The 13615-nt window shown below is 39.6% G+C and carries 14 protein-coding genes; 7 read left to right on the top strand and 7 right to left on the bottom strand.

The window, feature by feature from the left end:
• Positions 1–102: 102 nt before the first annotated feature.
• A complete protein-coding gene (locus CA265_21610; protein ID ARS42110.1) occupies positions 103–1611 on the bottom strand; it encodes a glutamate--tRNA ligase in 1509 nt (502 codons plus the stop codon).
• 224 nt (positions 1612–1835) lie between these two features.
• On the opposite strand from CA265_21610, the gene CA265_21605 reads away from it, so the two are divergent.
• The 3 genes from CA265_21605 to CA265_21595 are packed head-to-tail and all read left to right on the top strand — an operon-like array spanning position 1836 to position 3946.
• A complete protein-coding gene (locus CA265_21605; GenBank protein ID ARS42109.1) occupies positions 1836–3044 on the top strand; it encodes a sensor histidine kinase in 1209 nt (402 codons plus the stop codon).
• A complete protein-coding gene (locus CA265_21600; protein ARS42108.1) occupies positions 3025–3534 on the top strand; it encodes a hypothetical protein in 510 nt (169 codons plus the stop codon). Before CA265_21605 ends, CA265_21600 begins: the two co-directional genes overlap by 20 nt.
• Entirely contained in the window at positions 3524–3946 is a 423-nt protein-coding gene (locus CA265_21595; GenBank protein ARS42107.1) for an esterase, read from the top strand. The genes CA265_21600 and CA265_21595 overlap by 11 nt, the downstream gene beginning before the upstream one ends.
• Before the next feature lie 94 nt (positions 3947–4040).
• Here CA265_21595 and CA265_21590 read toward each other — a convergent pair whose 3' ends face one another.
• Positions 4041–4406, bottom strand: coding sequence for a hypothetical protein (locus tag CA265_21590; protein ARS42106.1), 366 nt, complete (start codon positions 4404–4406; stop codon positions 4041–4043).
• A 139-nt stretch (positions 4407–4545) separates the two neighbouring features.
• Between CA265_21590 and CA265_21585 the strand changes: the two genes are divergently transcribed.
• The 4 genes from CA265_21585 to CA265_21570 all read left to right on the top strand — a co-directional run bounded on the left by CA265_21585 (position 4546) and on the right by CA265_21570 (position 7137).
• Positions 4546–5112, top strand: a complete 567-nt coding sequence (locus CA265_21585; protein ARS42105.1) for a cyclic nucleotide-binding protein — start codon at positions 4546–4548, stop codon at positions 5110–5112.
• Between the two features lie 69 nt (positions 5113–5181).
• Positions 5182–5502 carry a QacE family quaternary ammonium compound efflux SMR transporter gene (locus tag CA265_21580; GenBank protein ID ARS42104.1) on the top strand — a complete coding sequence of 107 codons (321 nt, stop codon included), beginning with the start codon at positions 5182–5184 and terminating at the stop codon, positions 5500–5502.
• 574 nt (positions 5503–6076) lie between these two features.
• Complete coding sequence (locus CA265_21575) at positions 6077–6658, top strand: RNA polymerase subunit sigma (protein ID ARS42103.1); 582 nt, start codon at positions 6077–6079, stop codon at positions 6656–6658.
• A complete protein-coding gene (locus tag CA265_21570) occupies positions 6655–7137 on the top strand; it encodes a hypothetical protein (protein ID ARS42102.1) in 483 nt (160 codons plus the stop codon). The genes CA265_21575 and CA265_21570 overlap by 4 nt, the downstream gene beginning before the upstream one ends.
• Positions 7138–7334: 197 nt before the next feature.
• On the opposite strand, the gene CA265_21565 is transcribed toward CA265_21570, so the two are convergent.
• The 5 genes from CA265_21565 to CA265_21545 all read right to left on the bottom strand — a co-directional run bounded on the left by CA265_21565 (position 7335) and on the right by CA265_21545 (position 13572).
• Complete coding sequence (locus tag CA265_21565; GenBank protein ARS43088.1) at positions 7335–7526, bottom strand: cold-shock protein; 192 nt, start codon at positions 7524–7526, stop codon at positions 7335–7337.
• A gap of 104 nt (positions 7527–7630) precedes the next feature.
• On the bottom strand, positions 7631–8557 hold the full coding sequence (locus CA265_21560) for a hypothetical protein (GenBank protein ARS42101.1): 927 nt from the start codon (positions 8555–8557) through the stop codon (positions 7631–7633).
• A 69-nt stretch (positions 8558–8626) separates the two neighbouring features.
• On the bottom strand, positions 8627–9502 hold the full coding sequence (locus CA265_21555) for a hypothetical protein (protein ID ARS43087.1): 876 nt from the start codon (positions 9500–9502) through the stop codon (positions 8627–8629).
• Between the two features lie 213 nt (positions 9503–9715).
• A complete protein-coding gene (locus CA265_21550) occupies positions 9716–12232 on the bottom strand; it encodes a zinc-dependent metalloprotease (GenBank protein ID ARS42100.1) in 2517 nt (838 codons plus the stop codon).
• Positions 12233–12324: 92 nt separating this feature from the next.
• Positions 12325–13572: a hypothetical protein gene (locus tag CA265_21545; protein ARS42099.1), complete on the bottom strand. Its 1248-nt coding sequence runs from the start codon at positions 13570–13572 to the stop codon at positions 12325–12327.
• Between the last annotated feature and the right edge of the window lie 43 nt (positions 13573–13615).

Below are 13615 nucleotides of genomic sequence, written 5' to 3'. Positions count from 1 at the left end.
AAATTATTTTTATTGATTTACCCTTTCGCATTTTCACAAAAAAAAGAAGCCAGGTTTTAAACCCGACTTCTTCTATTATCGCTTGTAGCCATGAGGCTTATGCTAGCTATTAAAAACAGCAATTGCTTTTGTTATTCTTGTTTTAGTTTCTGCTACGCCCAACAAAACTGCAATATCAAAAACGCCCGGGCCAAATTTACCGCCTACCAACATAATGCGGAAAGGCAACATCAATTCGCCTGGTTTAAAGCCTTTTTCTTCTGCCAGGGCTTTAAAGGCCGCTTCAGCACTTACCGCATCAGTTAAGGTTAAACCATCAGCAAAAGCATTAAAAAAATCAGCTTTTTCAACTGTCCATTTTGGCTTTACCGAGTTTACATCATATACTTCCGGTGAAGCAAAAAAGTAACTGCTCTGCGCCACAAAATCGGGCAATAATGTACAGCGATCTTTAATTAAATCAATAACGGTATTTAAGAAAGCATGGTCATTTACTTCAATTCCTGCTTTTTCCAGTTCTTCTTTAACGGTTGGCGCTAAGCGCTCAGCGCCCTGCGATTTAATCCACTCATGGTTATACCACTTGGCCTTTTCAAAATCGAATTTAGCCCCTGCTTTACTGATTCTTTCTATCGAGAATTTTTCTTCCAGCTCTTTTAACGAGAATAACTCCTGGTCGGTACCATCATTCCAGCCTAAAAGTGCCAGCATATTGATAAAAGCTTCGGGCATAAAACCCATTTCCTTAAATCCTTTGGTTACATCGCCAGTTTTAGGATCGGTCCAGTTCATGGCATAAACCGGGAAACCTAAGCGGTCACCATCGCGTTTACTTAATTTCCCATGTCCATCGGGCTTTAAAATTAATGGCAAATGCGCCCATGCCGGCATATCTGCTTCCCAGCCTAAATATTTCCAAAGTAAAATATGAACCGGTGCCGAAGGCAGCCATTCTTCTCCTCTAAAAGCATGGGTAATTTCCATCGCTTTATCATCAACCACAACAGCTAAATGATAAGTTGGCATTCCATCGGCTTTTAAGAGTACTTTATCATCAACCAATGAAGTTTCGAAACTTACATCGCCGCGGATTAAATCGTTAAAATGTACAATTTCATCGGCTGGTACTTTAATGCGGATAACATGTGGTGTTTTGGCCGCCAATAACTCCTCCACCTCGCTAATGGTAAGGGTTAAAGAATTGCGCATCTGCATCCGTGTGGCCTGTCCGTATTGGAAATTTGGAATTTCTTTACGTTTGGCATCTAAATCTTCCGGTGTATCGAAAGCGTAATAGGCATAACCATCACTAATTAACTGCTCGGCAAATTTGCGGTAGCTGGGTTTACGCTCGCTTTGGCGGTATGGGCCATATGCACCAGGATTATCAGGACTTTCATCTGGCGTAATACCGCACCAGTCTAAACAGTTCACTATATATTGTTCTGCGCCTTCTACAAAGCGGTTTTGATCGGTATCTTCTACACGAAGTACAAAAGTTCCATTATTCCTTTTCGCAAATAAATAATTGAACAAGGCGGTACGCACACCACCTAAATGCAAACCTCCGGTTGGGCTTGGGGCAAATCTTACTCTAACTTTTTTATCCATAAATTGGTTTGTTGAGCGGTTGGCGTTAGGCGTTGGGCGCTCTGGCGCTTACCGCTCTGCGCAAAACGCAAGACGTTGCAAAGATATGTTTTTCATCCATTTTATAGTGTTTTCATCTGCGATGAAGCTATTATGCATTCGAAATGATCGCTTTAAGGTTTTTGAAAAAGCATAATGGTTTGATGTTTTTTTCGTTTTGTTATTGTAATTTGGCTAGCTAAAGCATGAACCCTTATCAAAAGAAACGCCGCTGGAAGTTTTTCCTTCTCATTTTTGCCATCTTAATTGGCATTGCCTCAGTATTTTACACCGATTCTTTTGTAAAAAAAATGGAACGCGAAGAGGCGGACCAATTTCACCTCTGGGTGAAAATTCAGGAGCGGGCGATGTTTCTCTACGATAACGATGATTATCGCATAGTGGTTGAAACCGTGAGAAAAAATACGAAAACGCCTGTAATCATGACCGATTCGGCCGGAACCATTACTTCCTTTAATGGGCTCGATAGTACTAAAACCAACTATCCCATTTCGGATGCAAAACTTACTTATGATAGCCTATATTTTGTAAGGCAGTTAAGGCAAATGAAAGCCCAGCATCCACCGGATGAAATGAATATTTTTGGCAGAAAATTTAAGGCCTACTATCGTGATTCCTTTATTTTAACGCAGTTGAGGTATTTTCCCTATATCCAGATGGGCGTTATCTTTCTTTTTCTTTTGACGGCCTACGCAGCGTTTAGTTCAGCCCGCAGGGATGAACAGGACCATGTTTGGGTAGGCTTGGCCAAAGAAACGGCCCACCAGCTGGGTACACCAATATCATCGCTGATGGCCTGGACAGAGCTGATGAAATCGAAATTTGATGCAGAAGATGACCCGTTGATTGCCGAAATGGAGAACGATATTAAACGATTGGAAATTATTACCGACCGTTTCTCGAAAATCGGTTCTAAACCGATACTCGAAGACCATACGGTTTATATCGTGGTGAGCGATTTTATCCGCTATTTTAAGGTGCGTACATCCGACAAGGTTAAATTTAGCATTACCGGTGATGAGCAGGTAAGGGCGATGTTAAACGTTCCATTATTTGATTGGGTGATTGAAAACCTGTTAAAAAATGCGGCCAATGCCATCGAAAACGAAGGCTCAATTTCCATCAATATTATTGAAAATTTAGCCAAGGAGCAGGTATTTATTGATGTGAGTGATACCGGAAAGGGCATTCCAAGATCTAAGTTCGATGCAGTTTTTCAACCCGGCTATACCACGCGTAAACGTGGCTGGGGCCTGGGTTTATCGCTTACCAAACGGATTGTAGAAAATTACCACAGTGGAGAAATTTTTGTAAAAGACTCTGAACTGGGTAAGGGCACAACTTTTAGAATAATATTAAAAAGCAGTTTAAGATATGAACCGACCACAGCCTAACGAATACCCAGCCTGGGGCGAAACCTATATCAGTAAAGTTGATCGGGATATTTTCGAAATTTTAAACGATCAGATGCAAAGTCTTCCGGCCTTGTTTAGGGCAAACGCCGATAAGGCTGATTATGCCTATGCCGAAGGTAAATGGACACTGAAAGAAATGTTAGGCCATATTATCGACGCTGAACGTGTTTTTGCTTTTCGCATGACCTGTTTTGCCCGGAAAGAACAGCAGCCTTTACCAGGTTTTGAAGAAGATGATTATGTAACCAATGCCCGCTTTGCCCAACGCGATCTGGAAGATTTGATTGAAGAATTTATCGCCCTGCGTAAAGCTAATTTATACCTTTTTAAATCTTTAAACGAAGAAGAACTCAACAGAAAGGGAATTGCTTCGGGCAGAGAAATTAATGTAAAATCTATTTTATTTATTGTTGGCGGACACATTATTCACCATGTTTCCATTTTAAAAGAACGTTACCATGTGGTTTAAAAACTTTACAGTTGATGAGCTGAACAACCGCCCTAAAAATCATCTTGGAGCCTTGCTCGATATCAGATTTACAGAAATTGGTGAAGATTTTATTATCGGAACCATGCCTGTTGATGAGCGCACACACCAACCTGCCGGAATACTGCACGGAGGTGCCTCAGTAGTTTTGGCCGAAACTTTGGGCAGTATTGCTTCTTATATGTGTATCGATCCGGAGAAATATGTTGCCGTGGGTTTAGAAGTAAACGCCAACCATTTACGACCAGTAAAAAGTGGTTTGGTTAAAGGCATCTGTAAGCCTTTACATATTGGTGCCAAAACTCAGGTTTGGGAAATTAAAATTTACGATGAACGCGGAAAAATGAACTGCATTAGCCGCTTAACCGTTGCGATTATTAACAAACCGCAATAAAAAGCAGTCAAGTTTTATAGCAAACTGGCTATGAAACTTGACTGCTCTGATCAGACTGAGAATTCATATTATCAGATAGTAATACCTGACAACACTATAACATTTTATTGTTATCCAGCCATTTCTTCTCTACCAGGTAAGAAACAATTAGACCCAGTCCGCCGAAAATTCCGATGCAACCAAAATAAATGGCTACTGATTGACCTTGCTCACTATTCGTCATATCGCTGCCGAATACGCCCCTAACGGTAAAGAGCGCTACCAGTAAGCCAACCCCTAAACCAACCAAGAGCAAACCGAACTTTAAACTTAAAAAAGGTTTTGGGGTAGCCTTATGCACCCCCGGATCGATTCCCCTTTCGATCATTGCCATTTTCTCCTTGTTTGATAAATAGCGCATTCCGAATACCATTGCGAATGCACCTAAAAAAAGTGAGATGGGAACTAATATACCTACCATGATTATAATTTTTTAATTTGTAAATATTCTATTGTCTAAATTGAACCGTGTTCTGTGTATTATGACTACATGCTTTTTAATCAGGTTACACCCTTGCTGAAAAAAAATCAATAGCTTTATCAAACATTCAAAAATCCCCTTGCACAATCAGTTAAAAAATATAGAAATTTTTAAGCCGCTCAGTAATGAAGCTTTAGAAAGGTTAGCTGCTGTTTCCAAACCGGTAGCACATCCAAAGGGAACAATATTAATCCACGCCGATAAAACAGAACCTTATTTCTATATCCTCGAAAGCGGTATTGCCCGGGCCTATTCTGATGGCGAAAACCAGCAGATTACCTTTTGGTTTGGCGAAAGCGGTGCGGTTCTTTTTTCTTTTAACAGCTATATTAATAACCGTCCGGGATACGAAAATATTGAGCTTTTAGAAAATTGCTGCTTAATTCAAATCAGGCTAACTGATCTTTTTTTACTTTACGACCAACATTTAGAAATTGCCAACTGGGGCAGAAAAATTGCGGAACAGGAATTAATTGCTACAGAAAGAAGGTTAATAGACCGGGCTTTTAAAGGTGCGGCAGAGCGTTATCAGGACTTTGTAAATCAATCTCCGGAGCTGATTAAAAGAGTGGCTTTAAAACATATTGCTTCTTACCTGGGCGTAACACAGGTTACGCTGAGCAGAATTAGAGCTGCGCATAAATAAAGTCATTTTTTAACATTTGTAAAATGTTGCCCGATAAATGTGCCTTAAATTTGCAGAAACACATTTATCATGAACTGGATTATCTTAATTATTGCCGGCCTTTTTGAAGTTGGCTTTACCACCTGCCTAAAATTATCGAACAATTTTTCGAATATAAAATGGAGTACCGCTTTTTTTGTCTGCATTATTTTAAGTTTCTTATTGCTAAATAAGGCCACTCAAACTTTACCCATGGGAACTGCTTATGCTGTTTGGACAGGCATCGGTGCCGTAGGCACGGTAATTATCGGCATTTTTTATTTCAATGAACCCGCAACCTTCTGGCGGATATTTTTTATCTGTACGCTTATTGGATCAATTGCAGGATTAAAATTCTTCGCTTCGCATTAGGGCGTGTGCACCTTGCGAAGTTTAACAGGCCCCGGAGCCGGGTGAAACTTCGCAAGTTTCGGCATGGCCCACAACATTTCATTTAGGGCTGCCAAGAGCACACACGTTGCTCGTAAACCTGATGGCAGCGGCAGCTCGCGACTTCACGTCGGGACTATAGCGAACAGCAGGACTACAATCAGCCATGAAAAACGGCCCTTTCATTTCCAATCAATAAAATAAATGATATTCAGCTAATTTTCTTTTTGGAGCGCAGTGCCTGCATAAAAAACCAACCTGGTTCCCGTGTTGCGCTTGTACGCTTTGGCTTCGTACCTCAGCCTGCAGGGTACCGCTTCACCCGCCCGCCTGCTTCGGGCAGGGGGCTAAATGGCCAGAGCAGCATTTCATTTTTAGGGCTGCCATGAGCACACCCAATGTTCATAAACCTGCTGTTCGCCATGAAAAACTGCCCTTTCATTTCCAAAAAACTATACTAAGTTTATTATCCACCTGGCAACGAATAAATAATAAATCTCTTTAATGATGTTTCACGTGTAACCTACTTATCTTTAATGTAGTCTTATTGCTAAACATGGAGCAAAAACCTACAGATTTAGAGCTGATCCAGAAGGTATTGAGCGGCGAAACCGATCAGTATGCCTTGTTGGTAAAACGCCATCAGCGGTTTGTATTTACACTTGCTTTACGGTTTTCGAAAAACAGGGAAGATGCCGAAGAAATTGCGCAGGATTGCTTTGTAAAAGCCTATAAAGCATTGGGCACCTTTAAACAAACGGCTAAATTTAGTACCTGGCTGTACTCGATAACGTATACCACGGCCATGACTTTTTTAAGGAAAAACCGTTTAGATACCACATCAATTCATGATGAAGGTACCATATTGCAGCTCGAAAACCAGACTTCCAGTTTTAATGCAAATGGTTACGAGAAACAGGATAGCCATACTTTTTTAAATATTGCCATTACCCAGCTTTTACCAGACGATGCCGCTATTATTACGCTATTTTATAAAGGTGAACAGAGTTTAGAAGAAATTGGCGAGGCGCTGCACATGGAACCCAACACGATAAAGGTTAAGTTGCACAGGGCCAGGCAAAGACTTAAAGAAAAATTACAATATTTGTTAAAAGATGAAGTAAAGGAGTTACTATGAACACAATAGAACAACAGCTTTGGGATTATATTGATGGGAATTTGGATGATTCTTCAAAAAAAGCCATCGAAGAAAAAATCGAATCGGATGCTGAGATTAAATCGCAGTACGAGGATCTGTTAAAGCTCAATTTAGTTTTTAATGAGCTCGATCTTGATGAACCCTCTATGTCGTTCAACAGGAATGTAATGGAAAGTATCGCATTAGCTCCGGCCCCGGTAGCAATGAAAACGAAGGTCGACAAAAAGATTATTTATAGCATTGGGGGCTTTTTCCTGATCTCTTTATTGGCCTTAATCGGTTATGTGTTTTATAAGGTTAAGCTCGACATGCCTGCATTCGATTTGAAGGTGAATTTGGATTTCAATTTAAACCAATACATTACACCTACGGCTATTTATGCCTTTCTTTTTGCAGATCTGGTGATTGGATTAATTTTTCTGGATCAGTTTTTAAGGAAGAAAGTTGCCCAGAAGTAAGAACGCTAAATAGCGCCCGCAGATCAAAGTGATTGACGCAGAGTTATATTCATCTGCGCTGTCTGCGACATCTGCGGGAATTCAACAGGTCCTGAATAAGTGAAAAAGGTCCCGAAAGAGTTCAGTCCTCGAAAAATAAAACAAAAAAAGGCCGCCATCGCAAGAAAGCAGCCTTCTCTGTAAATATGATAAATAAATTAAATTACTTTCACATTAACGGCGTTTAAGCCTTTTTTACCGTTAGCAACTTCGTACTGAACTTTGTCGTTTTCACGGATTTCGTCGATAAGACCTGTTGAATGAACAAAAATTTCGCTATCGCCATTCGCAGGGATGATAAAGCCAAAACCTTTAGTTACATTGAAGAATTTTACTGTGCCTTCTTGCATTGTATTAAATATTAAAATTAAGTATGCAAGGTAAGTTTTAATTTTTAAAATCAAAATAAATTTTAACATTTTTTTAACATTAAAATTTTGTAAATAGCAGATTACTAAGGCTTTTTAATCGCCTTCCCAATTATTGTTAAAGTAATTTCGCTATTGTGTGGAATCCCCAGCGTTGTTCCGGGAGCCACATCAAAAAGGTTTCGAACGTAGATATCGGCTATGCCCTGAGCCACTTTTTTCTTAGCCTCCTTATTCTCCGGAAGCACGTTATAAATCGTTTTTACATGTATGCCTCCCTGAAAATCAACAACGGCTGCAACCTGGTAAGCAAAATCTTTATAAGCCCGGTCTATCCGAATAATATACTGCGGAAACATGTAATCGTAAGCCTCGGTTCTATTATTCGCCCGGTCTACCGTACTGATTTTTTCTACCCTTGCAATTTTACTTTTAGAGATAAACTGAACCGGGTCTGTAGCAGCGAAAGCATCGTTACTATTCCGGTTTACCTTAGTACATCGTTCCAGAATAAATGCCGTATCGGCTTTGGTTGGTTTTTGCAGGTCAGCAGCCGTGGTTTTTAATTTATTTTTAATGTAATCCTGTGCGTAAAAGGTCATGTTTACATCCGAACGTACATCGGCGGCAATCACCCTTCCTTCTACCTGCACACGCTGAAAAACCAGGCTATCTTTACTGATGTGTTTCACCTTAAAAAATTCTGCAGCAAAATTATACACGTTTCCGTGATCGTACTGCATATAAAACTTCTGCATCTTTTTTTTCTGCGGGCTCCAGGCCGACATGGTATCTTCTTTAACCACTTCAATAATCCAGGATGGTTTTTGCATAAAACCTTCTGCGTTAAAAGAAAGTCCATTTTTAAACCGGCGTTTTACCTCTTGATAGCGAATGCCTTTTACAGGCTCGAAAGTAAAATCTCTTAAAGTTGGATCGCTGGTTTTAGAGCCAAATTTACAGGCAGAAAGCATCAGCACAAAAAAGAAAAAGTATATTGTATTTTTAATCATTTCAAGAAAATCTTTGGCTAAAATAAGTTTTTTTAACCAGAGCTAAACATGCTTGTTATAGATGCCGGTTTATCTCCGGACTTGTTTTTTCACCAAAATGACATTAGCTACTTTACGCTGCCCTTCGTGATCCCATTTTTTATTGTCAGTTGGATAGTTGATAACACCATTATCGGGCATTCCGTTTACCCATAAAGTGGTAGAACCCCCGCCATCAAAATTAATGGCACTGGTACAGCCTAACCAACGCATTAATTTGGTTAGTTCGAACAAACTCATGCCTGCGGAGTTTTCATTTCTTCCGTCAACGGTTAACAAAATTACCCTCCCGTTTGGTTTTATGCCCAGGCAGGTGCGCGGATGACGCAAGCGGTTAAATCCGGCTGTATCTAGTGTTTCATCAACGCGGTTTAAGGTTAACAATGGTCCGTTTAACAAAACATTTTGGGCAGTTAATTTGGTTTCCCAGTCGGTTGTTCCATCCCACTTTTTGATCGAAATCTTTCCGTTTTCAATAACAAGCGCTGCTTCCTGGTGCCTTGCCCGATTTCCATGCTTATCCAGGCGGTTAGTATTAATGGTTTTTCCGTTAACACGAACAAAATCTACCGACCCTCCATTTTTCACATCAAAAAAATTGCCGTTGACCGCAGCAATTGCGGTATCGCGCAGTCCAAAACTACTGGTCGTAATCAGTTCTTTTTCTTCTGCACCAATGGCAAATACTGCTTTTCGTCCTGTATTTTTAATTTCGAGAAAAGAAATATTTTCGTTTGCAGCGAAAAGATTTTTCTGATCAAAGTGATGCCGGTATAAAACCACCTGTTTGGCAACGCTGTTTTTCTGCCATTTGGTTTTTACGATTGTTAGCGAATCTGCACTTTGGCCAAATACAGCTAAACTGCAGGTAAATAAAGCAATGGCAAGTGTTATTTTTTTAAGCATGATAGCCGTTTTGATCATAAAATTAAAAAACTGTTGTGGGTTTAGCTTAAAGCATCAAGAATTATACAAACGAACCAAAACAAAAAACGGAGCGATCAATTTAATGATCTGCTCCGTTCTTTTGATTTCGATTGAGTAGATTAGATAATGAGTGAATTTGGGCGCTTAATAATCGAACATGCTATCATTCAATCCCTCTATCATTTAATTATTTTATTTCTTCGGATCTAAAATATCTTTAATTCTGATATTTAAATCTTCGTAGTGTGCTTTGGTAATGGCATCGCCTGCTGTTGCTCTGGCTTTTGTTGTAGCCAATAAGGTTTTCAACTCTGCCCTAACCAATGGTCTGATATCAGATAAGCCAACATTGATTGGCGTTAAACCATAACTTGCGGCATAATCTGCAGGGAATCCAACCGGAAGTTCTGCTTCTTTGGTCATTAAATCCTGCAAACGATCTACATAAGCACGTTGTAAATTACGTTTAAATGCATCTGCTCTTCCTGCAACAAATACCGATGATCTTAAGTCAGTAAATAATTCAGGCAAGGTGTATGCTTTGGCTGCACCGTTTTTAGTTTCGTTATCTAACAAACGTGCAATACGCGGAGCAGATAATAAGTTGCCTAAAGTATTCGCTTGAACACTTTTAATGCGGTTTAACAATACACCGTTATCAAATTTGCTCAACTGGTCATTGCTGATTAACCAGAGTGGCGTTGTAAATAACTGTTGATTGAAAAAGGTAACCGCTTCTTTTTGTTTTGCTTTAGGCAAATAAGCGTAAACCGGTCCTTTTTGCTCGTAGGTTTTAAAGTTTTCGCTTAATCCACCAACGTTTGCAGCCACATGTCCCATATAACGGTTAAACTGGCCAACAATTTCTGTGTAGATTTCTTTTAAATCGCTATAGTCTTTTCCTTTTTGGTAAGTCCATTTTTCTACATTAGGTAAAATGCGTTTTAAGTTGGCAATGCCATAAGTACTTGCTTTCATCGCATTGTCGCCCAAATCTTCGCTTTGCAAACGAGGATCTAATGAAGTTCCCTGGCGGCCATAGAAATACAGCGGATTACCTGCATTTTTTAATGTCCACTGATCTAAAATTTCTTTTTCCTGCTCAGCAGTTTTGTTTCCAGGAATCCAGGAATATCCCCATTTCACTACCCATTTATCGTATTCTCCAATTTGAGGGTGAAGTTTGGTTACACCATCACCAGGTTGAGCGATGTAGTTAAAACGCGCATAATCCATAATAGATGGCGCTGTACCATGTTTATCTGTAAATGCTTTCGAACGTAATGAATCAACCGGATAAGCATAACTTGAGCCAAAGTTATGAGGTAAACCTAATGTATGGCCAATTTCGTGTGAAGAAACAAAACGGATCAATTCGCCCATTTGTGCATCAGTAAATTTAGCTTTACGTACTTCTGGGTTAATGGCTGCTGTTTGTACAAAGTACCAGTTGCGCAACAGGTTCATAACATTATGGTACCAACCAATATGCGTTTCTAAAATCTGTCCGGTACGGGGATCGCTAATGTGCGGACCATAAGCATTTGCAATATCTGATGCAAAATAACGAACAACCGAATATCTCGAATCTTCTACGCTAAATTGAGGATCTTGTTGCGGGCTTGGTGCTTCTTTACCAATGATGGCATTTTTGAAACCAGCCGCTTCGAACGCTACCTGCCAATCGTTAATACCCTGGATTAAAAATGGTACCCATTTTTTTGGTGTTGCAGGATCGATATAAATTACAATCGGTTTTACCGGTTCTACCAATTCGCCACGTTTGTAAGCATTGGTATCTTTGGGAACTAAATTCCAGCGGTGGATATAGGCTGTACGCTCTGCCTTTTGTGCATTGGTTCCATAATCAATTTGAGATTGACCAAAGAAACCAACTCTGCTATCCATTATTCTGGCTTTTACAGGGGTTTTTGGCAATAACAACATCGATGTATTGAATTCGAAAGTAACTGCTCCATTACTATTATCGGTTGGAGATTCTGCTGCACGATATGTTTTAGCTGTTTTTACTTCAACGTTAATAGGGAAAGTTTTTACCGTATCGATATAAGAACGTGTTGCATCGTACATGGTCACTTTATAAGCCTTGCGGATCTGATCGGTAGCACCAATCGCCATTACATCACCGTTATAGAAATCGGTAACATCAATTACAACGCCTGTAGTGTCTTTATTATAAGCTTTAATTTCAAAGCTGGCTAAAATCTGTGCAAGATTAGAGTTTTGTACCGATTCGTACATATCGCTGTTCGGATCGGCCTTGGTTGAATAGCTTGGTACACGAATGTAAACCTGTTTACCTCTACGCTCCCATTTCCACACTTGTTCGTTTAATTGTTCTCCACCATATTGCTGGTTGCCAACTTTTACGCCCGCAGGTACTTTTGCTAAACGGGTAACCACAAGCATTTCGCGGTTTATCATCGAATCTGGTATCTCAAAATACCATTTATCGTCAACTTTGTGTGTTTTAAATAAACCGTTTGTTGTTCTGGCTTTTGCGGTAATTACTTCTGAGAATGGTTTAATTCCTTCTTTTTTTGGAGCTGCTGCCGGAGTTGCAGTTGGCGTTGCTGGAGTTGCTCCTTTTGTGGTTTTAGATTTTTTCTGGGCATATACGGAACCTGATCCGGCTACACCAAGTGCTACGATACCTGCAAGGGCAAGTACCTTAAAGTTTTTCTTCATGTGTATATAAAAGTTAGTTTGCTTGACAATAAGAGGTTAAAGTTAGAATCTTGTTACACGACAATTGTTTTGTAACTGGAAAATTACGCTTTTCAGATCCGCTTTTCAAGGCGCACCACCTTAAAATAGACTTGATTATCTCTAAAAATTTCGAAGATTACATTTCTATCAGCTTTCGATTTAAACATTTCGGTCAGCTCGTTTAAAGTATACGCATCTACGCTTTTAAAGTTTACCGCAATAATTTCATCATCAGGACATAGTCCCGCTTTTTCTGCCGGACTATTTTCGTCTATCTCGCCAATCAATACTCTTTTATACTCTTTCTGATCGAGATAAAGCACCATACCGATCATATCGTGCTCGAAAGGGGTTTTACTTAATCCATTGGGTTTAACATAAATAAAGCCTTCCTGGTAATTAAACTGGATGTTAAATTTCCGCAATAAATCAGCCCCTAAATTTCCATTCCGCTTTGATAAATCGATCTTGTCTGCAATAGTTTTAAAATCGGGAAATCCGGCAACAACGTCTTTAAAAGGATAACCTCCAACATTAAATTTACCTACGCGCCCCACGTATCCCTTAATCTGTCCACTGATACTCATCCCGAGATTAGCTTTGATTTTTTTTTCAGGCAGGGGGAATTCAGTTCCATTTAACATTTCGAGTGATAAAGCATGGCTGGCACCGGTATCCATTAAAAACCTGGCCTCAACAGCTTTGCCCCCGGGAACATCAACAGTGGCCAGAATATATGGTTTCTGGTTCTCTATCTCAATAGGTATTTTTTTTCCACGGTATTTAATCTTGGCGTAGCGATCGTAAATAATCAGCCTGTTTTCACTGTATCGGATATCAACAATAAAGCTGTTAAAAAAACTAAAGCCCAACAATCCATAAATTTTCAGTCCCAAGTGCCCCGACAGGTTAAAGAGATCTTCTTTTAAGATTGCCGTTGGTATATTCTTAATGTTTGTACTGCCTACTTTAACATCGAGACTTTGAGAAACATAAGCTTCAACGGTTTCGATGCCCAGACCAGAAACTTTAATTTTACGAAGCTTACTAAAGTTCAAAGAATCGATAATGGATGGATCTGTAATAATCATTGGTCCAACGCCGGTATCTAGCACAAAATCATAGGGGCCTTTCCCGTTTACGTATACCGGAATAACCATTAGGTTTTTAATGCACTTAAAAGAAATGGACTGTTTTTGCCGGTTTCTTTTAAAAAGGAATTCCTGTCCAAATCCGGAAAAAGTAAGCAATACCAAGCCCAAACAAATTGTGAATTTGCGTAAACAGATTATTACACCGGGGCTATATTTGGTTAACATTAAACTAAATTTAATAAATTAGTTGATAATTATGTCCCCCTAA

This window comes from Sphingobacteriaceae bacterium GW460-11-11-14-LB5 (assembly GCA_002151545.1).
Classification (GTDB): domain Bacteria; phylum Bacteroidota; class Bacteroidia; order Sphingobacteriales; family Sphingobacteriaceae; genus Pedobacter.
This window is presented reverse-complemented; position numbering and strand designations above follow the sequence as displayed.

What these genes read in the sequence shown, in the direction of transcription:
- CA265_21610 (ARS42110.1), bottom strand. Translation starts at nt 1,611, where the DNA reads ATGGATAAAAAAGTTAGAGTAAGATTTGCCCCAAGCCCAACCGGAGGT.
- CA265_21605 (ARS42109.1), top strand. Translation starts at nt 1,836, where the DNA reads ATGAACCCTTATCAAAAGAAACGCCGCTGGAAGTTTTTCCTTCTCATT.
- CA265_21600 (ARS42108.1), top strand. Translation starts at nt 3,025, where the DNA reads ATGAACCGACCACAGCCTAACGAATACCCAGCCTGGGGCGAAACCTAT.
- CA265_21595 (ARS42107.1), top strand. Translation starts at nt 3,524, where the DNA reads ATGTGGTTTAAAAACTTTACAGTTGATGAGCTGAACAACCGCCCTAAA.
- CA265_21590 (ARS42106.1), bottom strand. Translation starts at nt 4,406, where the DNA reads ATGGTAGGTATATTAGTTCCCATCTCACTTTTTTTAGGTGCATTCGCA.
- CA265_21580 (ARS42104.1), top strand. Translation starts at nt 5,182, where the DNA reads ATGAACTGGATTATCTTAATTATTGCCGGCCTTTTTGAAGTTGGCTTT.
- CA265_21575 (ARS42103.1), top strand. Translation starts at nt 6,077, where the DNA reads ATGGAGCAAAAACCTACAGATTTAGAGCTGATCCAGAAGGTATTGAGC.
- CA265_21570 (ARS42102.1), top strand. Translation starts at nt 6,655, where the DNA reads ATGAACACAATAGAACAACAGCTTTGGGATTATATTGATGGGAATTTG.
- CA265_21565 (ARS43088.1), bottom strand. Translation starts at nt 7,526, where the DNA reads ATGCAAGAAGGCACAGTAAAATTCTTCAATGTAACTAAAGGTTTTGGC.
- CA265_21560 (ARS42101.1), bottom strand. Translation starts at nt 8,557, where the DNA reads ATGATTAAAAATACAATATACTTTTTCTTTTTTGTGCTGATGCTTTCT.
- CA265_21555 (ARS43087.1), bottom strand. Translation starts at nt 9,502, where the DNA reads ATGCTTAAAAAAATAACACTTGCCATTGCTTTATTTACCTGCAGTTTA.
- CA265_21550 (ARS42100.1), bottom strand. Translation starts at nt 12,232, where the DNA reads ATGAAGAAAAACTTTAAGGTACTTGCCCTTGCAGGTATCGTAGCACTT.
- CA265_21545 (ARS42099.1), bottom strand. Translation starts at nt 13,572, where the DNA reads ATGTTAACCAAATATAGCCCCGGTGTAATAATCTGTTTACGCAAATTC.